General features: G+C 58.4%; 32 protein-coding genes and 1 tRNA gene. 3 read left to right on the top strand and 30 right to left on the bottom strand.

Going from position 1 to position 20,382, the window contains the following annotated elements:
- Nucleotides 1–3: 3 nt before the first annotated feature.
- The 29 genes from FB593_RS11715 to FB593_RS11570 all read right to left on the bottom strand — a co-directional run bounded on the left by FB593_RS11715 (nt 4) and on the right by FB593_RS11570 (nt 17,175).
- A complete protein-coding gene (locus FB593_RS11715; protein WP_145166602.1) occupies nt 4–1,587 on the bottom strand; it encodes a DUF935 domain-containing protein in 1,584 nt (527 codons plus the stop codon).
- Nucleotides 1,587–3,029, bottom strand: coding sequence for a terminase large subunit domain-containing protein (locus FB593_RS11710; protein ID WP_145166601.1), 1,443 nt, complete (start codon nt 3,027–3,029; stop codon nt 1,587–1,589). The genes FB593_RS11715 and FB593_RS11710 overlap by 1 nt, the downstream gene beginning before the upstream one ends.
- Nucleotides 3,029–3,607 carry a phage protein Gp27 family protein gene (locus FB593_RS11705; RefSeq protein WP_145166600.1) on the bottom strand — a complete coding sequence of 193 codons (579 nt, stop codon included), beginning with the start codon at nt 3,605–3,607 and terminating at the stop codon, nt 3,029–3,031. The genes FB593_RS11710 and FB593_RS11705 overlap by 1 nt, the downstream gene beginning before the upstream one ends.
- Nucleotide 3,608: 1 nt before the next feature.
- Nucleotides 3,609–3,926, bottom strand: coding sequence for a hypothetical protein (locus FB593_RS11700; RefSeq protein ID WP_035222448.1), 318 nt, complete (start codon nt 3,924–3,926; stop codon nt 3,609–3,611).
- Entirely contained in the window at nt 3,923–4,258 is a 336-nt protein-coding gene (locus FB593_RS11695; protein WP_145166599.1) for a DUF2730 family protein, read from the bottom strand. The genes FB593_RS11700 and FB593_RS11695 overlap by 4 nt, the downstream gene beginning before the upstream one ends.
- A gap of 219 nt (nt 4,259–4,477) precedes the next feature.
- The gene (locus FB593_RS11685) at nt 4,478–4,843 is read right to left on the bottom strand and encodes a hypothetical protein (RefSeq protein WP_145166597.1); all 366 of its coding nucleotides are present in this window, start codon (nt 4,841–4,843) and stop codon (nt 4,478–4,480) included.
- Nucleotides 4,840–5,136 (bottom strand): NAD(P)+ transhydrogenase beta chain, encoded by a 297-nt coding sequence (locus FB593_RS11680; RefSeq protein ID WP_145166596.1) that lies wholly within the window; start codon nt 5,134–5,136, stop codon nt 4,840–4,842. The genes FB593_RS11685 and FB593_RS11680 overlap by 4 nt, the downstream gene beginning before the upstream one ends.
- Nucleotides 5,137–5,142: 6 nt before the next feature.
- A complete protein-coding gene (locus FB593_RS11675; RefSeq protein ID WP_145166595.1) occupies nt 5,143–5,895 on the bottom strand; it encodes a TIGR02594 family protein in 753 nt (250 codons plus the stop codon).
- Between the two features lie 94 nt (nt 5,896–5,989).
- Nucleotides 5,990–6,373 carry a LuxR C-terminal-related transcriptional regulator gene (locus FB593_RS11670; protein ID WP_145166594.1) on the bottom strand — a complete coding sequence of 128 codons (384 nt, stop codon included), beginning with the start codon at nt 6,371–6,373 and terminating at the stop codon, nt 5,990–5,992.
- Nucleotides 6,373–6,618, bottom strand: a complete 246-nt coding sequence (locus tag FB593_RS11665) for a hypothetical protein (RefSeq protein ID WP_145166593.1) — start codon at nt 6,616–6,618, stop codon at nt 6,373–6,375. Before FB593_RS11665 ends, FB593_RS11670 begins: the two co-directional genes overlap by 1 nt.
- A complete protein-coding gene (locus FB593_RS11660) occupies nt 6,615–7,292 on the bottom strand; it encodes a regulatory protein GemA (protein WP_145166592.1) in 678 nt (225 codons plus the stop codon). Before FB593_RS11660 ends, FB593_RS11665 begins: the two co-directional genes overlap by 4 nt.
- Nucleotides 7,289–7,483, bottom strand: a complete 195-nt coding sequence (locus tag FB593_RS11655) for a hypothetical protein (RefSeq protein ID WP_145166591.1) — start codon at nt 7,481–7,483, stop codon at nt 7,289–7,291. Before FB593_RS11655 ends, FB593_RS11660 begins: the two co-directional genes overlap by 4 nt.
- Nucleotides 7,467–7,730 carry a hypothetical protein gene (locus FB593_RS11650; protein ID WP_087745975.1) on the bottom strand — a complete coding sequence of 88 codons (264 nt, stop codon included), beginning with the start codon at nt 7,728–7,730 and terminating at the stop codon, nt 7,467–7,469. Before FB593_RS11650 ends, FB593_RS11655 begins: the two co-directional genes overlap by 17 nt.
- Nucleotides 7,720–7,923: a hypothetical protein gene (locus tag FB593_RS11645; RefSeq protein WP_145166590.1), complete on the bottom strand. Its 204-nt coding sequence runs from the start codon at nt 7,921–7,923 to the stop codon at nt 7,720–7,722. The genes FB593_RS11650 and FB593_RS11645 overlap by 11 nt, the downstream gene beginning before the upstream one ends.
- Entirely contained in the window at nt 7,920–8,201 is a 282-nt protein-coding gene (locus FB593_RS11640) for a host nuclease inhibitor protein (protein WP_145166589.1), read from the bottom strand. The genes FB593_RS11645 and FB593_RS11640 overlap by 4 nt, the downstream gene beginning before the upstream one ends.
- Nucleotides 8,201–8,572, bottom strand: coding sequence for a hypothetical protein (locus FB593_RS11635; protein WP_145166588.1), 372 nt, complete (start codon nt 8,570–8,572; stop codon nt 8,201–8,203). Before FB593_RS11635 ends, FB593_RS11640 begins: the two co-directional genes overlap by 1 nt.
- Entirely contained in the window at nt 8,569–9,279 is a 711-nt protein-coding gene (locus tag FB593_RS27520) for a hypothetical protein (RefSeq protein WP_186447908.1), read from the bottom strand. Before FB593_RS27520 ends, FB593_RS11635 begins: the two co-directional genes overlap by 4 nt.
- A complete protein-coding gene (locus FB593_RS11625) occupies nt 9,276–9,575 on the bottom strand; it encodes a hypothetical protein (RefSeq protein WP_145166587.1) in 300 nt (99 codons plus the stop codon). The genes FB593_RS27520 and FB593_RS11625 overlap by 4 nt, the downstream gene beginning before the upstream one ends.
- Nucleotides 9,576–9,582: 7 nt before the next feature.
- Nucleotides 9,583–10,242, bottom strand: a complete 660-nt coding sequence (locus tag FB593_RS11620; RefSeq protein ID WP_112191601.1) for a DUF3164 family protein — start codon at nt 10,240–10,242, stop codon at nt 9,583–9,585.
- Between the two features lie 33 nt (nt 10,243–10,275).
- Nucleotides 10,276–10,638, bottom strand: coding sequence for a hypothetical protein (locus FB593_RS11615; RefSeq protein ID WP_145166586.1), 363 nt, complete (start codon nt 10,636–10,638; stop codon nt 10,276–10,278).
- Nucleotides 10,622–10,948 carry a hypothetical protein gene (locus FB593_RS11610; protein WP_145166585.1) on the bottom strand — a complete coding sequence of 109 codons (327 nt, stop codon included), beginning with the start codon at nt 10,946–10,948 and terminating at the stop codon, nt 10,622–10,624. The genes FB593_RS11615 and FB593_RS11610 overlap by 17 nt, the downstream gene beginning before the upstream one ends.
- Complete coding sequence (locus tag FB593_RS11605; RefSeq protein ID WP_145166584.1) at nt 10,945–11,976, bottom strand: AAA family ATPase; 1,032 nt, start codon at nt 11,974–11,976, stop codon at nt 10,945–10,947. Before FB593_RS11605 ends, FB593_RS11610 begins: the two co-directional genes overlap by 4 nt.
- A 79-nt stretch (nt 11,977–12,055) precedes the next feature.
- A complete protein-coding gene (locus tag FB593_RS11600; protein WP_145166583.1) occupies nt 12,056–14,074 on the bottom strand; it encodes a transposase domain-containing protein in 2,019 nt (672 codons plus the stop codon).
- A complete protein-coding gene (locus tag FB593_RS11595; RefSeq protein ID WP_145166582.1) occupies nt 14,071–14,535 on the bottom strand; it encodes a hypothetical protein in 465 nt (154 codons plus the stop codon). Before FB593_RS11595 ends, FB593_RS11600 begins: the two co-directional genes overlap by 4 nt.
- Complete coding sequence (locus tag FB593_RS11590) at nt 14,532–15,377, bottom strand: ParB N-terminal domain-containing protein (protein ID WP_145166581.1); 846 nt, start codon at nt 15,375–15,377, stop codon at nt 14,532–14,534. Before FB593_RS11590 ends, FB593_RS11595 begins: the two co-directional genes overlap by 4 nt.
- Nucleotides 15,370–15,741 (bottom strand): hypothetical protein, encoded by a 372-nt coding sequence (locus FB593_RS11585; protein ID WP_112191594.1) that lies wholly within the window; start codon nt 15,739–15,741, stop codon nt 15,370–15,372. Before FB593_RS11585 ends, FB593_RS11590 begins: the two co-directional genes overlap by 8 nt.
- Before the next feature lie 131 nt (nt 15,742–15,872).
- Nucleotides 15,873–16,556 (bottom strand): hypothetical protein, encoded by a 684-nt coding sequence (locus FB593_RS11580; protein ID WP_145166580.1) that lies wholly within the window; start codon nt 16,554–16,556, stop codon nt 15,873–15,875.
- Nucleotides 16,553–16,849 (bottom strand): hypothetical protein, encoded by a 297-nt coding sequence (locus tag FB593_RS11575; RefSeq protein ID WP_145166579.1) that lies wholly within the window; start codon nt 16,847–16,849, stop codon nt 16,553–16,555. Before FB593_RS11575 ends, FB593_RS11580 begins: the two co-directional genes overlap by 4 nt.
- Nucleotides 16,846–17,175, bottom strand: a complete 330-nt coding sequence (locus FB593_RS11570; RefSeq protein WP_145166578.1) for a helix-turn-helix domain-containing protein — start codon at nt 17,173–17,175, stop codon at nt 16,846–16,848. Before FB593_RS11570 ends, FB593_RS11575 begins: the two co-directional genes overlap by 4 nt.
- A gap of 43 nt (nt 17,176–17,218) precedes the next feature.
- On the opposite strand from FB593_RS11570, the gene FB593_RS11565 reads away from it, so the two are divergent.
- The gene (locus tag FB593_RS11565) at nt 17,219–17,992 is read left to right on the top strand and encodes a LexA family transcriptional regulator (protein ID WP_321186274.1); all 774 of its coding nucleotides are present in this window, start codon (nt 17,219–17,221) and stop codon (nt 17,990–17,992) included.
- 89 nt (nt 17,993–18,081) lie between these two features.
- Nucleotides 18,082–18,348, top strand: coding sequence for a hypothetical protein (locus FB593_RS11560; RefSeq protein ID WP_321186273.1), 267 nt, complete (start codon nt 18,082–18,084; stop codon nt 18,346–18,348).
- A gap of 1,152 nt (nt 18,349–19,500) precedes the next feature.
- Here FB593_RS11560 and FB593_RS11555 read toward each other — a convergent pair.
- Nucleotides 19,501–19,575, bottom strand: a tRNA-Gly gene (locus FB593_RS11555).
- 256 nt (nt 19,576–19,831) lie between these two features.
- On the opposite strand from FB593_RS11555, the gene FB593_RS11550 reads away from it, so the two are divergent.
- A complete protein-coding gene (locus tag FB593_RS11550; protein ID WP_013761810.1) occupies nt 19,832–20,341 on the top strand; it encodes a prolyl-tRNA synthetase associated domain-containing protein in 510 nt (169 codons plus the stop codon).
- Nucleotides 20,342–20,382: the final 41 nt, after the last annotated feature.

Genomic DNA, 20,382 nt, shown 5'->3' with positions numbered 1-20,382 from the left:
GCGTCAGGCCTCGTCAGAGAGGGTTTCGTTGCCAAGCCCCGCCAGGCGAGCGGAGAATGCAGCACGGGCGAGTATTTCCGTCAGGGCGTTCACGTCCATCGACACGAGACGCTCCTGAAGAATGGCGCGGATTTCGTCCAGGGATTTCGCTTTGGCGATCTGTGCCTCAAGCCCCTCGACGACAGGAGCCACCATAGGCTCCCAGCCATCGTCCGACAGAATCTGCACGATGCTGGTGTCGATCGCATCGCCCGCCGCCATGTCTGCCACACGGTGCATGGAAATCTGCGGTTTCGGTGACGGCAGTTTCTCGGGCTTTGTCGGTGGGTCGGTTTCTTCAGCGTTCGCACGATTGGCGGGGCGCAGCAGCTCCTCGTCCTTGTCCGGGTCTTCGATACCGAGCTTGTCACGAACCTTCGCCATGCCAACCTTGCCGCCCAGGTTCACGAACGCGGTGACGTTCTTCATGTATTTTTCGAGGTCGACTTCCTGCGGCCGGCCGATCCGGATTTTCGGGTAGGCTTTCTGCGGTCCCTTGTTGAGGGAGATGTACGCCACCACGAAATCACGATTGAGCGTTGCCGCCAGTTGCTTGGCGTCCGAACGCTCGATGTCGGCTTTCACGCCGTCATGGACCTTGCCAACAGCATAGCCGCCCGCGATCGCGTCCGTGGTACCGGTCTGGCCGAGAACGACTTTCGATGTCTGCTGGTCGAGAAAGTTGGCGCGCTTCTCGTAAAGCTCGTGCGATCCAGAAATGTCGGCCTTGATGAACTCTACCGACATCGAGGCCGGAACGATCGCGGAATAGTCCACGCCAATATTGGCGACGGCGCGCAACAGCACTTCCTTGTCATCCTCCGTCGCGCCTTCGCCCCATTTGCCGAGTCGCAGCGGCTGGCCATAGGCTTCGCAGAAGATCGCCCAATCTTTCATGGTGAAAGACTTGAACAGGAACGTCCAGCAGACGGCGCGGGCAATGCCGCCACGGATCGGCAGGCCTGATTTCACCTTCGCCTGGTGAACGATCCACTTGAACGGCGCCAACGGCACGTCGCCGGCGAGGTCCCGCAACAGGAGTGTTTCACCGTCGAGCTCATCGAATCGGAACCAGCGCGGATCTCGCCATTTGAGCGCGACCGGGTTCCACTGGCTCGATGATGTTTCCCAGATGATTTCGGTGGCGGAAAAACCCTTGCCGATTGCATCGAGCATATCGACAAGCTCACTCTCGAACGCGTCACGCTCGATAAAGGCCCGCACCATGTCGGCGTTCTCGACATCGTTCGCATCTTCGCTGGCCGCTTCGACGGTGATTTCCAGACCCGCCACCTGCAACTTGCGGGCGGCAAGCACGCCGGCATAGTGCAGGTCACGCTCCTCCATGTCCTCGGCAAGCTCAAGATATGCCTGCGGCTCGCCGTTCACGGATGTCCTCAAAAGTCGGCCGAGCTTCGCCGGCGTCAGACCGCTGGCTTGATGCTCCGTGTTCGGACGGCGCACGCCCATCATGGTCGGGGCGGCCTGTTCCTGCTTCAGGGCGGCGGAGGTGATCGGGTTTCCCCACTGGTCGATGAGCTTGGCCATCAGTAAAGTCCTCTCGATCGGCGCATCGAGGCGAGGCGCGTAGGCGCGCCGTCATCCCGATCGGTGTTTGGGGTATCGAACTTGGAGGCAGCACGCGGGGCCGCCTTGTAGGCGTATTGCCCGACCGGCGTGTTGGCGGCTTCGATCGCCAGCGCCAGTCCCCAGAACCGGTCGGCGTGACCATCGGGCGTGCGCTCCGCCGTGAATCGGACATTGCCGGCCGCCGTGACCTGCTTCGTCACGGAACGCAGATCGGAGCGGATGTGCTTGTCGAAAGGTATGCGCAGCCGGCGATCTTCCATCTTCGAACGAACCGGGTAGGCAAGCGCTTCCTTGACGCGGGGCGTGAAGGTGACGGCCTCGACACGATCAGCCCCGAACTTTTTCTGCGCATCGTCGGCCCAGCCGATACCAAGGCCGGTGGCGTCGATCGTGGTGCGCACACAACGCTCGATCCACGGCCAGAGAACCTTCTCCTGGTCTCCCTTGGTCATGTTCTGAAGCGTTTCGATATGGCGGGTGTAGAGCACGTCGCCAAGCTTTTCGACTACCCACAATACGGTCAGGTCATGTTTGCGGCCGATATCGATGCCGGCATAAAGAATGCCGCCCTCGATGCTTTGCCAGTTCACATCGGAACCATACTCAGCCGAGGCGATGAGATCATATTCCAGAAAGGCCGTGTCATCGTCGGCCGGCTGGCACATGTACTCCTGAAGGAAGCTCTCTTCGTCTGCGCAGCCCGACCTGACAAAGTCGAAATACGCGGCCTCATCCATCTCCTGGCGTTCGTCATCGTCGGGCAGCGATTTCTGCAGCTTGTAGAGAAACCCGTCATCAAGGGCGTTCTGAAGCGTAACCGTATGTATGCTGATGCCCTTCGGGTTACCGCCTTCTTTGGTTTCACGAACGAGCTGGTTGAAGAAATTGTGCGATCCGCGATGGGTGGAAATGACTTCCATCTGGCCGCCCCAGGTAATCCCCGGATAGGCGATCTGCCAAAGCTTTCGCGGGTCAGGATGCAGGGCGAACTCGTCGAGGACGCGGCCGCCGCGCTTGCCGGCCTGGGCGTCGGCATTCGACGACATGGAAATGATGCTGCGCTGGTTCAAAAACCGCAGCATATAGGCCGTGTGCTTCTCTTTCGGGTCGATAACCTGTTCGCCAAGGTCACGCGCCGCGATATCGAGAATACCGGCCCACATCTTGCAGTCGTCGACAAAGAGACGCGCTTGAAGATCATCACGAGAGGAAACCCACTGGTCGTGTTTGGCGCCCTGGACGCTGGTGCGGCCGATGGTGGCATATGCGGTTGACCAGGACAGACCGATCTGGCGGCCTTTCTCCATCAGCTTGAGGCGTGACTTATCCTGTATCCATTTCCCCTGATAGGGAAGAAAGATCGCGGACGGATCGGTCGGGACGATAAGGGCGGCACCCATCAGGCGGCACCAAGGCGGCGGCTGATCTCGTCAAGTGTTTCCTGCGAAATTCCGGCCTTCCGTCCAACTTCCTCGACGGCTTCTTTAGTCTTGGTGGTCAGTTCGGCTTCGAGTTTCTGGCGGTGTACGGCAGAGGTGGCCTGTGCGATCGTCACCATGCGCATGGTGCTCGCCAGTTCCATAAGGTTTTTCGCATTAAGCTTGCCCTTCTGGGCGCGCAGCATCGCCATGACGGCGGCCTTCAAAGCTTCGCCAACAAACCTGGTAATTTCGTCGCCATCGTCGTGGTCGAGGCCAGACAGAACCGCAGTGGCCATCTCGCGGGCCTCATTCATTTCCCTTGTCGTAGCGTCGAGCTCAATCGAATATCGATTAAACATGGAATACGACGGTATCTTGAAATCCAGCTCGCCCCGGCTTTCGCGCTGGCGCTCTGTCAGCCTATGGGAAAATTCCTGATAGATATCGAGCTGCGTGCGCTGGTTCGCCTGAAGTTCGCCCGCCGCCCAGATAACGATATCGCTGCATTCCTGCGGAAGCAGCTTGATGTTGCTCAACCGGCCACGGCCCTTCGCCATGTCACTCTCCCGGCCTGGACGGACGGGTTACGCCCTCGATGGCGATATCGCGGTCGAGATGACGGCGGCCCATTTTGGTCAGGATGCCAATTTTAACAGTGCCGGCATCGAGGGTGGTGATGGCACCGAGATTGGCGAGATAGTCCATCTGCGTGTGAACCCACGCTCGATCCTGGCGGATGGCGAAGCGCGGCAGCACCTCGTCCTCAAGAATGTTACTGGCAAGGCTTTCGTTCACCTGCTCGGCAAGAGCCTTCAGGATGATCAGCCGTGCATCCTCGCGGATGCGTTTAGCGTAATCGATGCCAAGGGGTGTCATTTGCGTGCCTGCTCCATCAAAAGGTCATGCAGCCGCTCGGTAGTGGCGGCGATCGGTTTGAGTTTTTCGTCTAACGCGGCGAACCGGCCGTTGATGTCTCGCAGCGACAATTCGATACCGTGCTGACTTTCGCGCGTCGGCAGATGCTGCATTCCATCTTCGACCGTCTGGATGCGGCGGTCGTGACTGATCAGCGTGCCTTCAGCTTTTTTCAGCCGCTCATCGATCTTCTTTTCGCCTTCTGACATCAGGTTTCGGACACCCGCGAAAAGGTTCAGTGTCGAAAGCGCCAGCGCGACAAGAGCCGTTAAAAGTGAGAGGTCGAGGCTCATTGTCCAAGGCTTTCCGGAAAGTTTGTGTTGTCGATCGCCGCGACGGCCGCCGCACGGCGGGCATCGCAGGACAAGATTTCGGTCCGGTCAGCACCCCATCGCGTTGTGACTTCACGCTCTGGCATGTCACGGTCTGGAAGATCGCCAACAACGCAAGGAACCCGCGAGGCGGGCGGTACGGCTGGCTTGACGAAACGGACGACGATCGGCGGCTTCGGATCAGCGGGGGAGCAGGCGGACGCGATCGCGGCCAAGGCCGCAAGCATCGCCATTCGGCAAAGCCGCATTCTGTTTCTCCAGTTGTTCTTTGTTGACGTTCAGTGCGGCGATCCGAATGGATGCGTCTCGTTCAAGCTCGATGGCGTAACGGGCTTGAGCCGCCTCGGCATTGGCGGCCTTGGTGTTCGCGGTCTCGATATCGCTCTTCCATTTTGCGTCACGCTCGGACGCTTTCATAGCGACTGCCCGTTCCACCATGCCGTTGACCGTGGTGATGGTAAGCCAGCCGAGAAAGGCAGCGGCAGCAAGAAGTGCTGCCGCAATGATCAGGGGCGTGACCGCCTTCGAAAGCCACGCCCCGATCATCGGGAACCCTCCGGAAACTCGGCCGGCACGTCGCGCGGATTGTAGGGGGGCGGAGAAGGCAAAACGGAATCGGAGCGGAGCGTGTTGGCGTAGTCCATGGCGCCGGCGAAACGGTGGATGCCGAGCATGGCCGCGATGAGCATGAACATTGACGGAACGACAGTGCTTGCCAGCGCAACCGCGTTCTCGACGCCATAGAGCCCCGCCCCGACAATTCCCATGATGATTAGCCAGGCGAACCAGAAGGAAAGCCAAAGCTGCGCTCGTGTGGTGCGATAGGATGGTTTTTTCATCGCTGCTCACGCCTCACTTTTCGAGACGGACGCTCCGGAAGGCGTAAGCCAGACCGCGCCGCCGATCGGAGCTTCGCCAGTTCTGGGCCAGCGGATGCCACCTGAAACAAGGCGGTCTTTCTCGACGCGGGCGATAGAAACGGCATTGTCCTGGTTACCACCCAGCACATGATAGTGCGTCTGATCCTCACCTGCATAAATACCCACATGCCCGCCACCTTTCCGTTCGAAAACAAGGATCGCACCGACAGCAACTTCAGTTGCGACGCCAAACTTGCGCCAGTTGAGAGCGCCGAGCGGATTTGCGGGCATGGGTTCTGTGGGAAGGGTCGTGGCGATCACGTTGCCGATGAACAGACCACACCAGGGGATATCGTCATTGGTGAAAAAGCTGGCGATCCAGCCGCCAAACCGTTTCGCCCAGGACATGATGACGGAATTGGATTTCGGGCCGGGAATTTCCTTGACGCCGATGTAACGGCGGGCGTCCCGCATCCAGATCGGTTCGCGCGGCTTGGGCGGAACCTTGGAAATCACATGACTTGCTTCAGCGCCTTCAGCACGGAGAGGGCGAACAAGCCGCAGCCGGGCAACGGTGTCTTCATCGGCCTTGCCGGTGATCTTGAGGCCTTCGGCTGCTTGATAGCGCCGCAACGCTTCGAAGTATTCACGCCCCTCGGCGCCATCATAAGCACCGCCATAAGCGCCAGCGGCCCGCAATCGCGAAATCGCCCATTCACCAAATGTTGGATTGGTCATTAAAAAAGCCCCATCAAGTGAGGCTAGATAAGCCCCCGTGAAGAGGACTATTGGTGGGTTTGGTGGGGATAATTCAGATGGTCAAAAGACCCACCTAGAAGAGCGAACCTTGTCCGTCATCAGTTTTGCCACGATGCCGCTGAACGGTTTTGTGCGTAATACCGAGCGCACGGGCAATTGCATTGTTTGAATACCCTTTCTCGATCATTTGGGCAATGGTGGCAGCGCGACGACGTTTGTCCCCTGCCATCGCCGGGGGGATTTCCAGCTTGTCGCCACCGAAGGCGTCGCAGATAGCTTGAGCCGGTTCGATCCCCACGAGAACGGAAAGCCAATGATCGGCCGTGACAACGTTGGGGATGTAAATTCGTTCACATGCCTTTTCGCGCCCAAGGATCAACGCTGCCCGTTCGCCTGCAACATCGGCGATACGGTTCAACAGCGGGGTCATATAGGCGCGATCGGGCAGGTCGGACATCAGTTGCTGCCCTCAATTTCTGCAACGATCATGCCGTCAAGGCGCACATTACGGCGAAGCGCGCGCAGGCGCTGTTTGGCATCACGTTTCGAATAGGCCCAGAGCGAGAACGACCAGGGCTTGTCGCCGTGGCGGTAGCTGAAGGAATAGAGCTGCATTGCGCGGCCACCCGGATCGACAAGCGACGGAGCGGCAAGATCGCGCAGGGCAGGATCGCGGACGAGCGGGACGGCGGTTTGTGTCATGGTTTGCCGCCCTTCTTCTGGCGGCGAACCTGCGGCCCGAAATGGTTCATCACCGTGATCCATTCGGCATCGCTGAAATTCCGGTAGCTGATGCTCTCAAGGACGATATGGGTGGCGGCCTGCCAGAAGGCATTCGGCTGGTCCGGATGCAGGATCGCCCATTGTGCCTGGGCAATCTTGTAACCGTGGCTTTTCTCCCAAGGTTCGCATGGCTTGCGATCTGCCCAGGTGACACCAGCACGGGCAAGCATATCCTTCAACGCCTCGATGACGCTGGCGCCGTCGCTCGCCGTGTGGACAAAACGCATGTCCGAAATGGCAGGCAACTGTCTGCCCATGGCGAACTTTTCAAGCGCGCTATCGCGGCGATCGTCAACCATGCCGAGATTGTAACAGGCGATCCAGAGCGCCCGCATCTTCGGCAGGTATTTGCCAGAGAGCTTGTGCTTGCCGTCGCGGCCGTCCTGGCGGAAACCCGGCAATGACGGCGCTGAAGGCTTTTGCCTGTATCCAAGCCGCCGCAACTCGTCGACAACGGATTTCCGCTGCTGAGTGGTCATGAGGGAAAGCCGGGTCTGGCCGGTCACTCGGGCGTAGATGTCGCGCTGCGCGTCCTCTTCGGTGATACCGAGTTGGCGGAAACCGCCATGTATGGCGCGGATGTGCTGGCTCATTTCGACATCCTCCCTGCAGCGTGGGCTGCGATGTCGGAAAGGCAGAACTCCGAAGAGCGGCTTTCGTCGTCTTCCTCGGTGACGACCAGGACGAACATCTTGCCGCCCTTGGCGTGAACAAAATGGCCGTCCTTCAGAAATGCGTCGATCAGCGCCGTCAGCAGCTGATCAGGTTCAAATGTCCTCGGCATCGTAGGCCTCGCTGATTTCGGTGGTTGTGAAGGTGGCTTTGAAAACCGGGATGAAAAAGCGCACGTAGACGAACTGGACGGACCAGCCGCGCGATTGCGCCTTTTCCCAGGTCTCGCGTTTGCGGTATTTGGAGGCGATCGCCTTGGCGGCGGTCTCGCTCCATGTTTTCGGCTGAAGCTTTCCGGACGGAGAGCAGAGCACGTGCCCTTTGGTGAAGGCCGCAGGGATTTGGCGCTTACTCGTCATGGGCGACAAACTCCAACTCTTCCGGATGGCAATTGCTGTTATGCTTGTCGCCGTGGAAATGCACTTTGACGTAGTGCCGATGCGATCGGCCTTCCGGCTTGATCTTGCCGTAGCGGCCGGTCACCGTGTGCCGGACGAGCCGGTTCACGGTGATCTCGATGCCGTAATAGTTGCGGATGTAGTCGTAGCTCATAGCAGCCTGCGCCCCTTTGTGCGGCGGTGCGGACCCTTCGCTAGGCGCAGGCGCAGCATCTCCTCGAAACCCTTGACTGCCGAGATCGCCTGAAGGTCGTTTTCAGCTTCAGGCAGGCCGGGAACGAGCAGCGTGTTGCTGTCATAGGCATGGCGGGCGCATACAGAAAGAATGCGCTTCAGGCGGCGGCCATGACCGGTGACGATTTTCATGGTGCCTTTTGGCACGCGGCGGCTGACAAAGGTTTCGCCCGATCGATAGCAAACAATGTGGGCCATCAGTTCACCCCGTCATCCATGACAGCATCGACAAGGCCGTCCTCGGCGATCTTCTCGATAAGATCGGTGATCAGCGTTTCGACCGCCATGCCGCGCTTGGCCGCGAAGGGCCGAAGCATCTGGCGCACCTCGAAATTCAAACCGATCCGAGCAACGTTCTGTTCGCCTACCCGGTAACCCACGCCACGCTCCATTGGTGCGGAACCAAGCCTAGGCGTGTTAGGCGCCAGCGCAGTGATGCTGCGGAGAGGTATCCCGGTCTTTTCTGCAATCTGAAGGTTGGTCAGGCCATCACCGCGAAGGCCTCGGATAGCGGCCGAACGGGAAGGATAGCCAAGGCAGGGTTTGGAGGAGCCACCGTTTGCAGTCATGCTTCACCGCCTTTCGCCGGCGTCAGGTGCCGCGCCACCATGGCCTCGATTTCGATGTACGGGATGGTTCCGCTGGCGCCGGCGATAAGCTCGGCAAGGAACCACATGCGCGTATCGTCATCGAGCGCGGCAAGCAGCGCTTTCTCCGGATGGGCGATCACAAGGCTTTTCAGGTGGGCCTCGATCCTGCCAAGTTCCGCTTTCTTGGCGATGAACCAAGAAAGCCCCGTCGCGACGTCGCCGATATCGTCTTCACAAAGCGGCGGTATATCTGGCCAGTTGCGAGTTGCGATGCCGATGAAATCCAGCGCTTCCTGCCTTGTGACGACTGTTGATGGCTGCGCAACTGGCAGCGCCGAACCGGTAGGCTTCGCGGCCTGTTTGGCTCTAATCGCCTCGATCTTAGTCCAGACACGGTCAAGCTCGGTCTTTGCCGCTTGGTCCATGTCGATACTGTGCGAGACGCAGAACGCCGCCAGCGTCACCATGGTGCCGCCGACTTCCTGCACAGGTTCACCGATCGACCGGCCGTAGACATAGGACAGAAGCGCCATGACGCGCTCGGCCGGATAACCGACCGACTGCACGAGTTCCAGCGCTTCCTCAACGAAGCGATCGGCGCGCTCGGTCTTGTCGGCAATGAGGACGGGACCGAAGCATTCCAGCAGCCACTGAGCAACGCCGTCTTGGAAGGAAAGCTTTCTCATGCGGCACCCCCTTTCGGGAACACGCGCTCGATGTAATCGTAATCGTCGTCGGCGTTGACGGAGATGCCGACCGCTTCGACGGGGCCGTACCCTTCTACGAAGTCGCTCGGGCTGAAATCTTCCAAACCGTGGGCAAACAGATCAGCGATGCGTTCCGCGTGGGCGAGATAAGCCTGCTCTCCGGTGCCGAGGTCGGTGATGGAAGAATTGAACACCTCCATCATCTCGGCGGTGAACTTGCTTTCGTCCAAAGTGACGCGGACGCGGCGGGTGACATCAAAAACGAAGGTTTTCATTTCCACCTCACGCGTCTGCAATGTTGAGGGAAATGCGGATCCACTCCGCATCGTGCGATTCCCGAAAGCTGAAATGCAGGTACTCTTTCGAGCCGATTACCCGCACGGCGGCATTGATTGCCTCCATCGCATTGATCCAGCGCGGATCATCGCTTTCGATCTTGAACAGTTCGAACACGGCGTCCTTGCTGATCTTGCCAGCCTGATCGACATTGAAGGCACGAGTGACGAGGCCACGGATTTCAGCGCGGCCGTCTTCCGTCCACTCGTTCAGGCATTCGTCGATCAGACCTTTCGCGACCTGTAGCTGCGGCCCAAACTCGATCAGCTTGTTCACGCGGGTCTCGACGGACATCAGCCCGTCGATGGTGCGGTATTTCTGGTTACCGGCTCCGGCGCGGCCACGTTTGACGAGGCTATACTGGGCCTCAAGGTTGCGGTCGAACTCGGCAATATCGGCGCGGGTGTGCTTCTTGAACCGGGCCAGCTCGGCGGAAAGCGGCTTGGCGAACGCGATAATCTTGCGGACCATCTGGTCCTCAAGAAAGTCTGCGGCCTTCACCAGGGCGAGCGGCGTTAGGCCGCCGTCTGCGTTGGTGACATATTGCTTGCCGTTCACGATGGTGATGCCGGCTGCGGCCTTTTCTTCCAGAATTACAGCTTCCATGGGTTTAACCTCATAATTTAATGTGAAAGGGGATCAGGCCGCGTCGCCACCGGACGGCGCGGAAGGTGCGGGGGCATTGGAGGATTTGGGGCGGAACTGGACGACGTTGCCGCCGTCCTCGATGTCCGGCCGCATCAGCTGAAGAACCTCGGCCGTGATCGCGTTCATGCTGGAAATCAGCTTCAGGCGATCCTCGAAGGCGCGGCGGTTCCACTCCGCGCACGACCAGGCGTTTTCGAGATTGCGAGCATGATCGGCAATCTTGCCAACGCTCATCACGAGCCTCGACGACATGGCGCGGTCGAGATGAATATGGCCCTTCTCGGCCAGCTCCGCGTTCAGGCCTCGATAAAGCTCACGCAGGAGATCGGAAACGCATTCAGGCTTCGCCGTCATTCTTCTTTCCTCCAAAGTTCGGGCGGATGATGTTGCTCTCTGCCTTTTCAAGCAGTCCCGTGAGTTCGCCGGTTGCGAGCTGCTCGGCCGTCCTGGCGAGAAGCTTCCCGGCCTCGCTATCGCGAAGAATGGAAAGCTCCAACTCAAGGTGACCGGCCTGCTGAGACAGGGCGCGAAGGGTTTTCAGGACGGTCTGCGCGGATTGTGCATCCAGCTCCAGCTTTTCGTCCGGCTTCATCTTTTTGGCTTCCGCGAAGATACCGGCGAGATACTCCAGATGAGTTTTCAGGGAGGGAGCCGCCGATGTCATAGGCTGTCTCCCATGTCGCGGTTCTTCCACGCGGCCTGAAGATGCTCCAGGCGCACGCCTTCCTCGCCGTCTCCGATGGCAAGCATGGAGGCGGCTTTCATGGTGCGGTCGATCTGGCGGAGCGCACCCGGCTTGCTGGCAATGCCTTTCAGGAAGGTGGCGCAATCGGTGCCTTCCTCAACGCCCCAAGCCTTGATGAGGATTGCAGCGTCCGCAGCCGGATTGCGCGCCGTCCTGACCTGTCGGTCAAACCGGGAAAGCACCTGGGCGCGGCTCGCAACCGATCGGCCGAGGTCCTTCACAAAGGCCGTGGCGGTATCTTCATTGCCGAGTAGGGCAACGCCGCATTGGTCGTTATCGACGAAGTGACGAAGCTGGTTAATGGCTTCCGGTACGGCGTTCTGTGCCTCGTCGATGATCAGCAGCGAGCCTTCACCGACACGTTTCAGCTTGGCGCCGATCGAGCGGACGAACCGCGCGGGGTTATGCTCATGCACTTCAAGTGCCGCGCAAAGTTCAACGAGCATGCCGTGAACTGTTTTGGTGCTCGGGCTAAGTGTGGCCATGAAGACGTGCGGCCGCGTGTTCAGGAAGTGCTTTGCAGCCGTGGTTTTGCCGGAGCCTGCGGGCAGCGTGACGCGGATGAAACCGGATGTCACCTGGGCAAACAGCAGGGCATTGTAAACGTCCATACCCACCGCCGTGCGCTGGAATGGCGGTGATACCGGCATCGTGGCAGCCATGTTCTGGCTCGCGTCGAGCGCATCGAGCCAGTTGGCAACCTTCTGGTTGATGTTCGACAGGACGCCGAGATATTTACCGCTGAACCACGGCGACAACGTGCCGTCAGGTACATCGGTGCGGCGGGACACTTCGGCTTTGGTCCAGCCGAATTCGGTTGCAGCGTCAACCATCCGCGATGTCAGCTTGCGCCATTCGTCAACGTCGGAAGCGGGATGCTTTGCGGTAAATTCGATTGTCGGCTGCGACTGGTCCCACACGATATTTGTGTTGGTGGTCTTTTTCATGCTAGAGGTTCCTTTGTTCAATTGCGGGGCGGCCTTCGGGTCGCTCATTTTTTTTCGCCCTGTTGGACTGGAACCGTACTCAGTACTTTTCGGCTCTTCTTTTGCGGGCAGGCTTGCCGCCTGCCTCGGTATTCCCCGTGGGGAATTGGATGATTGCGCTTTCCCCGCCCGCCACTCGGGCGAGGCCACGCGCAAAACTGTCTTCGAATTGATCGGCGCTGACCGTCTCGACCGGCGCATGTGCAAGGTTGCCGGTGACGAGGCGCGTGACGACGGACCGAACCGGCGTCTGCGGACGCTTCGCGGCCTCGGCCTTCCGGCCTTTCTCCATGATCTCGCCAAGCTGCATCGGTGAGAGCGCCGCATTGCTCTTGGCCACCGCCTGAAGGTTCTTGACGTGCGTCTTGCGTGCCTTCTCCTGGCGACGGGCGGCACCCGTGTCGGCAAAGCCTGTTTTCGCGAGGCAGTCGGCATCACAGAGGAAACGGCCTTCCGGATCGTAGACCTTGACCGGCTTGTGCAGGTCAGCCGGATCAAACCGAACCGTCAGCTTCTTGCCGATCCACTCGTTAAGCACCGCGTTCCAATAGCGGTTACCGTGCATGTGGATCGCGCCGTCCGGCTTGCGCGCCGTGATGGCAACGGCCGACAGCATCCAGAGCGAACGCTGCGCCATGCTGGCATAACGAACGATGGTGGATGGTTCCGCGATCGACGCGTCGAACGTCTGCGCAAAGCTGCGACCGTTGGCGGTTTCCGTGGTGCGGTTCAGCCGGTGATTATGCTCGTCAACGCAATGTGCGACATGGCGCTGGAGCGTTTCGAGCGGAATGGCGCTGTTGCCGTAGTTTTCCGGCTTCGCGTCCGGCCGGTTGCCGGTGTAGCAACCGGACATCGACGGATGCTTGGAGATTTCCTCGGCGAGATCGCGCCAGGCGCGTTCGATCGGCTTCGACTGACCGGAGCGCGGCTTCACGAAATGCGGCTCGATGTCGAGTGTTTTCAGGAGGCCAGCAACGTCGTCCTCATTGACCTTGAAACGGTGGCGGGTCTTTGCCCCGCCCGAAATCATCTTGCCCGCAAACGCGCGACCGTTGTCCATATAGATGTGGTAAGGCAGCATGCCGTCATGGTTCTCGATCATCGAACCGATGCAGGTGCGGACGGCCTCCCAAGTCTCAGCCTCGGCCAGCGTCCACGAAAGCACCTTGCGGGAATAGATGTCCTGAATACCGATGAGTATGATGCGCACCGGCGTTTGAGACCACGGAACCCTAACAAACAGATCGAGCTGGTGACCGTCGGTGTTGACGATCTCCATGGCATGCAAGTGGGCCACGGTGCGCTTTTGTGCCGGGAAAAGCTGTTTCGCCTTGTCCTTGCCTTCGCGGGCGATGATCTGGGCGGCCTTCGGCACTTCCGCGTCGAGGCGGCGGCGCAAGGAACGCTCCGAAGGGATCGGTGACAGGTTCTGGTCACGGGCAACCATCATCATGCGACGGTAGCAGGCGCTAAAGGATGGACGTTCCGGTCGCAGGAAGTCGGATTTCAGGATTTTCCATGCTTCCGGGTGGCAGGGGGTGACATCGGCGGCTTCGCCGCTGGCGCTGCCCGTAAACGCTGGGGCGAGGGCGGCAAGCCAGTCCTGGCGGGAATGGCCTTCGACCATCTTGCGCCACTCGTAGTAGGTTGCCGGCACGATATCGGCCCTGCGCGTAACGTGGGCAACGGCATGTTTCATGCTGATGCCCGAGGCCCGCAGTTCCTCAACTTCCGTCAGTACGGCAAAGCGGGTCTTGCAGATGGCCTTATGGGCATCTGAAAGGGCCTCAAAGCGGTCCCAAAGCATCTTTGAGAGCTTCGTTGGGCGCGGATCGGTCGGCTCCGCATTGAGAAAAGCAAGCTTCGCCTGTGCTACCGGAGGCAGAAAGGAATAATGGTACTCAAACCCGCCGCCCTGACCGGCCTTCGGGCGGGCCTTCGCGGTGGACCGCACGCCGGAGCGGTCGATATAAAGATCGATGCCTTTTCGGGACTGCGGCAGACCGGGGAGGGCCGCGTCAGACAGCTCGGCGGATGTGAACCATTCTTTCTTCATTTGCGCACCCGACGAATGTGCACCGGCGTCGCCTGAAGAACTTTCAGTTCCTGGGCGAGCTTCTTTTGCTCCTGGCGAATGCGTGACATTTCCGCGAGGCGGGCTTCGTCGCCTTCGAGCAGCAACAGGCCGTCATCGGAAACAACGACATCCCAAAGCCAGAAGGCGTTGGTTGCACGGACGAACGCCTTGAAGCGCGGCATGCTGATGTCGTGGGCGGTTTTGCTCTCGGCGGTGTAGCTGTCGAGAGCCGACTTCGAGACTTTGTCGAGGCCGAGATAGTAAGCCATGCGTGCCGCGATCGTGTCGCGGTCGTACTGGCATTCCCGGATCGCACGCGCCATTTCGCGTTTCAGGGTCGAACGGAAGCGGTCGATATCGAGACGTTCCGATGCAGAGCGCACCGGGAAAACTGTCTCTTTGAAAAAGTCCATCTGGCTGGGATCGCGTTTCGTGCTCATGCTGCCTCCTCGCGGATCGCAGCCATGAGGGCATCCGGCGTGTTCGACATGCCGATGTGCTCAAGGAAGCTGTCGCGGGTTTCCTCGCTCGCCTCGTCCCAGGCAGCGATCAGTTTCGTGAGGATGATGGATTGAGAAGGGGCGGGTGGCGTGGTCACCAAAGCCGGGGGCTTGATGAAGGCCAGAACCTTTTTTACATCCGGTTCGTGTGCTATTGCGGCGGCAACTTTTACCTGATCTTCTCGGGGAAGCTTTGCCAGCGCCAGAAGCTGCGACTGATCAGTTTCAGCCGACGTGCCGCGCACCGCCTGCTTCAGTACCGGATCAAGGTTTTGGCCGATGCGTGACACGAGCTTATATGTTTCAGCACCGAAGCCAAAACGCTCTTGGACTTTCTCGGACAAGGTCCGACCCTTGGCGAAAACAGGGTAATCGTTACCCTGTTTTTCGGGGCGGCCACCCTTTGGATTGATCTTCCCGTGCTTTTCCTCCCAAAGCTCGCGGTACTTCATAACGAAGATGGCACGATCGAGCGCGTTCAGTTCGTTGCGGTAGAGGTTTTCCGAGATTTCGAGTAGCTGCGCCTCGATCGCATCGGCCTTGACGACAATGGCGTCGATCTCCGTCCAGCCGAGCAAGGTCGCTGCGGTAGTGCGGTAGCCGCCTGCAACGAGAGTAAAGGGCGTTCCCTTCCTCGCAGGCGTCTTGCGGATCATGATCGGGCTGATCTGCCCGTGTTCTGACATCGAAGCGGCAATCGCCTCGACGTAATCCATGTCGATCGGGCGCAGGCGCTCGCCGATATGGATGCTGGTTACGGCAACGCGAATGAACTCAGCCATATGCTGCGTCCTGTCCGGCTGCTTCGTGCAGCATGGTCATGAAGTTGTCTTTTGCCCGCGCGGCAATCCGCTCGTAAGCCTTGTCAAATACCGGCTCGAAGCGTCGCGCCTCGACGATGCGGACAGCCTGCATGACAGTCCAGCGGGCGACGCCGAGCAACACGACAAGGCGACGGCGCGGCACGTTGAAATCGACATGAAGCACATAGATCGCCAACTGACGGGCAAGCTTCGCGTCGAACATTTCGGCAGGGGGATTGATGATGTGACGAAGGGGAAGGTGATTGAAGTGAGAGCGCGTGGCGCGGTAGCTGGACGCCACCATCGCCTGCAAACGCTCTTCATCAGAATACGGATTGACCATCGAAAACCTCGGAGTTCGTCGCGCGGCGACGGCATTGCGGCAGATCGATGCCGGGGCGGTGGGGACCGGGATTTGGCCGCCCCGGCATCTGGCGTCGCTCCCTGGGGGTAACAGAGCGACGGTTCGGGAAATCAGCGGGATTGAACGGTCTCGGATCGCACCAGGAGGCGGCAAAGCTCGGGCTGCATGTCCATGGTGAGGCAATCGACAAGCTTGGCGTCGATATCTTCGTCGCCTTCGCCAAGAAGGAGATCGACCAGCTTGTTTCCGGGTGTCATGTGGACATCCGCGTCCATGACGGTGGAGCTCGCCTCTGCAGAGAGGACTTCTTGCAGGGCTTCCTGCAGGATGGTGTCATCGAGCAGGATGGATGCGGGGGCGTAACCGGCCGCCAGCTTGGCCTGGTTGAATTCGTAGGCGGCCTTTACGATGGCGCGGGCCTGCCGTAAACGTTCGGTATCCACGGCTTCAAGATCAACGACGCAGGCAACCGCGTGCGGATGTTTGACTGCGACCTCTTCTGCTGTTTTCGGCAAAGGCTGATAGGGCGAAGGCGTGAAAAGAAGCACGTCGGAAGGATGCGGGCGATCGATCAGGCCGTTTTTTACGCGTTCGTGCCAGTGGGCGAAGTCGTCAAACGTTGGCCCTTCGAGATTGCGCTTTTTCACGGCGTTGCCGAAGAAATAATAGGCCTCACGAACTGACTGCCCGCGCTCGACGATGTTGTCGAAAGTGGTGATGACCAAGTCCATGATGCGTGGCGGGACGCGGTCAAAGAAAGGCACGGCGACGTAGTTGCGGACTGCTGCGGTCATTGAGCTGCTCCATAGTTTTTGATGAAGGTGAAAAAGACGGCCGAAACGCCTGCGAACGCAGGACTAAAAATCAGCAGGGTTTCGGCCCACCGGCACACGCGAGAGCGGGCCGGAATGAAAATCGGGGTGTCGAAATTGGCATGCGGTTTCGTCATTGTGGGGTGACTGCTGATCGGCGATTGTCGGGGTGTGGAGCGGTCGAGAGATTGGGTCTGACAGCCGGGGCGATTGAGCGCCTTGCACACGATGTGCGGCAGGCTAGAGCAGCAATCCCGAACCGTTCCACGCTTCATGCTGCGGCCTGATCCGCCTCGACGGCGCGACGGCCGTTCCGGTAGTTTTCCGAGGGCTGCGGGCTAAGCCTGCGACCATCGGCCAGGTAGCGGGAGAACCAGAGAAGGTGCGGCCGGGTATCAAGGGCCGCTGCAATAGCGCGTTCGCCAGCCACATGAGGCTCGTAAACGGCGTTACCGGCCGTGCCGGTCGGCAGGCCATATTTCTTGTCGATCTCGGCAAGCGTAATTTTGGCAACGATGAGCATGCCCTTAATCCGGGCAATTTCTTCCAGCCGCCTGCGTTCGGCAAGGGTAACCTTGCCGTCGTCAGAGACACGGTGCATAAAGGATTCCTTCCAGAAGGGAGGCCCTGACCGGCCTCCTTTTTTGGGGTTATTAATTCTGCGAACACAGAAAGGATTAAACCAGAAATTCGGTTTTGTAAACTGGATTATTGGTTTAACTGGGAAATTATTGGCTAGACCTGAAGCGAAACCGAAAACGCCGCTCGCGGAGCGTCTGCGAGACTTGCGGCGTAGGCTCGGCGATCCCGAAAGAGATTTGTTCGCCGAGCAACTCGGCGTCAGTAAAAATACGCTGGCTTCATATGAGCGCGGGGAAACAGAACCTACCGCATCGATCCTTGATGCCTACCGACAGAATTTCGGAGCCAGTGTCCTATGGATTGTCACCGGGCAAGGTGACATGTTTTCTGAATCGGCGACGATAACTGAAGGCGTGGATATGGTGAAAATTCCGCGCTACGATGTTCAAGCCGCCGCTGGCTCAGGCTTGATCCCCAAGGACGACAGCTCCCACAATGAGGTGGCGTTCAGCCGAGCTTTTCTCCAAAGCATCGGGGCGAAACCCGAAAGCTGCATTATGCTTGAGGCGAAGGGCGAAAGCATGTTGCCCACCATTCCAGACGGCGCATTCATGATCGTCGATCAGAGCAAGACCGACATCGTCGATGATGAGGTTTTTGTTTTCCGCGTTGGCCCCGGCATCAAGGTAAAGCGGGCAAACTGGCGCATGGACGGTTCGCTTGAACTGCGATCCGACAACGAGCAGAACGGCTATCCCACCGAAGTCATCAGCGAAGACATTGCAGATGATCTTTCCGTGATCGGCCAAGTGCTCTCTCTTCTTCGTCGAGCATAATTCGAGATTCTCTTAAAGGTGGCATTGACTCATTTCTCAATGAGAACAAAATAAGAACATTGGTAACGCCAAAAGTGAGGTAAAAGGGTATGGCGCCAACTGATAAGTTCGTTGTTGTTCCATTCGCGGAGCGGAGAATTGAGATGGTGGATGTTGATTGGAAGATTGCCCCGAAAAACGCCCGCTGGTGGGCGATCGATGCCACTGGCGAGGCTCACTGGTTTTGCGAGCCAGATATCGCAGCGTTTACGGATTTCTGGTTTTCGGAGCCGGTTATCGCACCATCCTTCGGCTTCAATGGTGACTGGAGAGCGAGCTTAACGGAACGCCCCGCCCGATTTGGCCTGGTCAGGTAATGCAAAAAGCCGCCTTCCATCTTCTGGAGGGCGGCTTTTTTCGCTTCGGCGTTGATTTTGCTAGGTTATTTGTCATTTCAGACGAACATGGCAGCTTCTTCCATCTTAGAATTGGAAAGTGGGCGCTCTTTGATGTCTGTTTGAGTGCGGCAGCTTAGTCCGCCGAGATTTTCAAAAGGCCGGTTTTCCGGGCTTTGAAGGGTCTTAAAAGGCCGCTATAGCTATTCTTGAAGAGTTGTTGAGGACCGTTCGAGTTTTCGCGGATTTTGCCACAGCGGTTCGCAGATCACGGCGCAGGTCTGTCAAACTCGGTTTTGATTGGTGATCGTCAGTTCCTGCGAAAGCCCCTGATTTATAAGGCTTTCTCGCCAGTTCCCACATATTCCCGGATATTCCCAGAGATTCCAGTAAGTGGTGACAAAGTACACTCGCACTACCTGTGGCTGGCCGGACGCCAAAAAAAGGGAAACCCGCTTGCCGTATCGAAACAGCCAGCGGGTCTCAACCTTTACCCCCTCCCACAAGGGCGAGCGAACAAAAGCACATCAAATGAATTATGACAAGATCAAGGCGACCATATTGTTGCGGTAGAAGACTCTGTTTGCCAGTTTAGCGGCGGATGGCAGAGAGTAACCACTTCCGTATGCCGCTCGTAAGGGGAGCGGTAAGACACGATATTCTCGTTGCAGCGTAAGGGCGCGCCGGCAGCATACACATTTGCAACGGCACGTGGATGATGGTGCACTTTGTATTTCGGGGCCGTTTCCCTTCCGTAAGTGATCATGTCGGCAGCGAAAGAAGCAGCCGGGATGGACAGGACGGCAAATACGGCAACCGCATAAGTTCGTCTGAGATTTATCGACATGAGCTATCCCCTCGCTTTGAACAACGCAGGAAAACGCGATGCGCCCGGAAGCTGTTCCCTGTGCCAAATGGTATTTTCACGGGGTGACAAAAAAATGCCCGCTCGCGGCGGGCAATTCAGAGGGGAACTGAGGTTAGGAGCCTCGCGTCAAGAACGGATATCCTCGCCATAAGTTCCGCCTGATTACATGTCGCCCGATAAAAATCATGCACGACAAGCCGACAGAGCAGGAGCGGTGTCTTCACAAGCAATCGAAATAACGCAAGTAACTGTGTCCTGGGAAATTTTGGAGCGGGCGAAGGGATTTGAACCCTCGACCCCAACCTTGGCAAGGTTGTGCTCTACCCCTGAGCTACACCCGCTCAAATCCATCGGTCCGGGGTAGTACGCTGAACCGTGGGCCACCGCAATGCGGCGACGGGCGCTATATCGCTCAATCGATTTTGGAATGCAACAGGGAAATGACAAAAACGCGAAAATTTCTTTGAGAAATGCGACAAGCGGCGGAAATGATTGGGAATTTTCGCGCCGTCGCTTTTTCACGCGTTGCCAAGCCGCGGTTGCCCCCTTAATCATGACGGAGAGGATATCGGAATCGGCAAAGGCAGGCGGCAGGATATGGCGGAAAATTCTCCGAAGACGGCAGCGGACTTGTTCGCGTTTCTGGACGGGCTCGGCATCGAGCATAAGACAAAACAGCATGAGCCGGTCTACACCGTTGCCGAATCCCAGTCATTGCGTGATCTAATTCCGGGCGGCCACACGAAGAACCTTTTTGTGAAGGACAAGAAGGATCAATATTTCGTTCTGACCGTTGAGGAGAACGCGGTCGTCGATCTGAAAAGCGTTCACAAGACGATTGGCGCGGCAAGCCGCGTATCCTTCGGCAGGCCGGAAAAAATGCTTGAATATCTGGGTGTCGTGCCGGGATCTGTCACGGTTTTCGGCGCCATCAACGACACGGGTGGGCAGGTCACCTTCGTACTCGACAGCGATCTTCTGGAAAACGAGCTTATCAACGGTCACCCGCTTTCCAACGACCAGACGACGACGATAGGAAACAAAGACCTCATTCGCTTCCTGGAGGCGACCGGCCACACGCCGCTTGTCTTGAAAGTCAGCGAGTGAGATACGATCTTTGCTTCAACCAAGACAATACGACAGAGATT

The sequence above is a fragment of the Rhizobium sp. SJZ105 genome (assembly GCF_007828365.1).
In the GTDB taxonomy this organism is placed as follows: Bacteria; Pseudomonadota; Alphaproteobacteria; order Rhizobiales; family Rhizobiaceae; genus Agrobacterium; species Agrobacterium tumefaciens.
The sequence above is the reverse complement of the archived record's forward strand: the minus strand, read 5'-3'. Positions and strand labels throughout refer to the sequence as shown.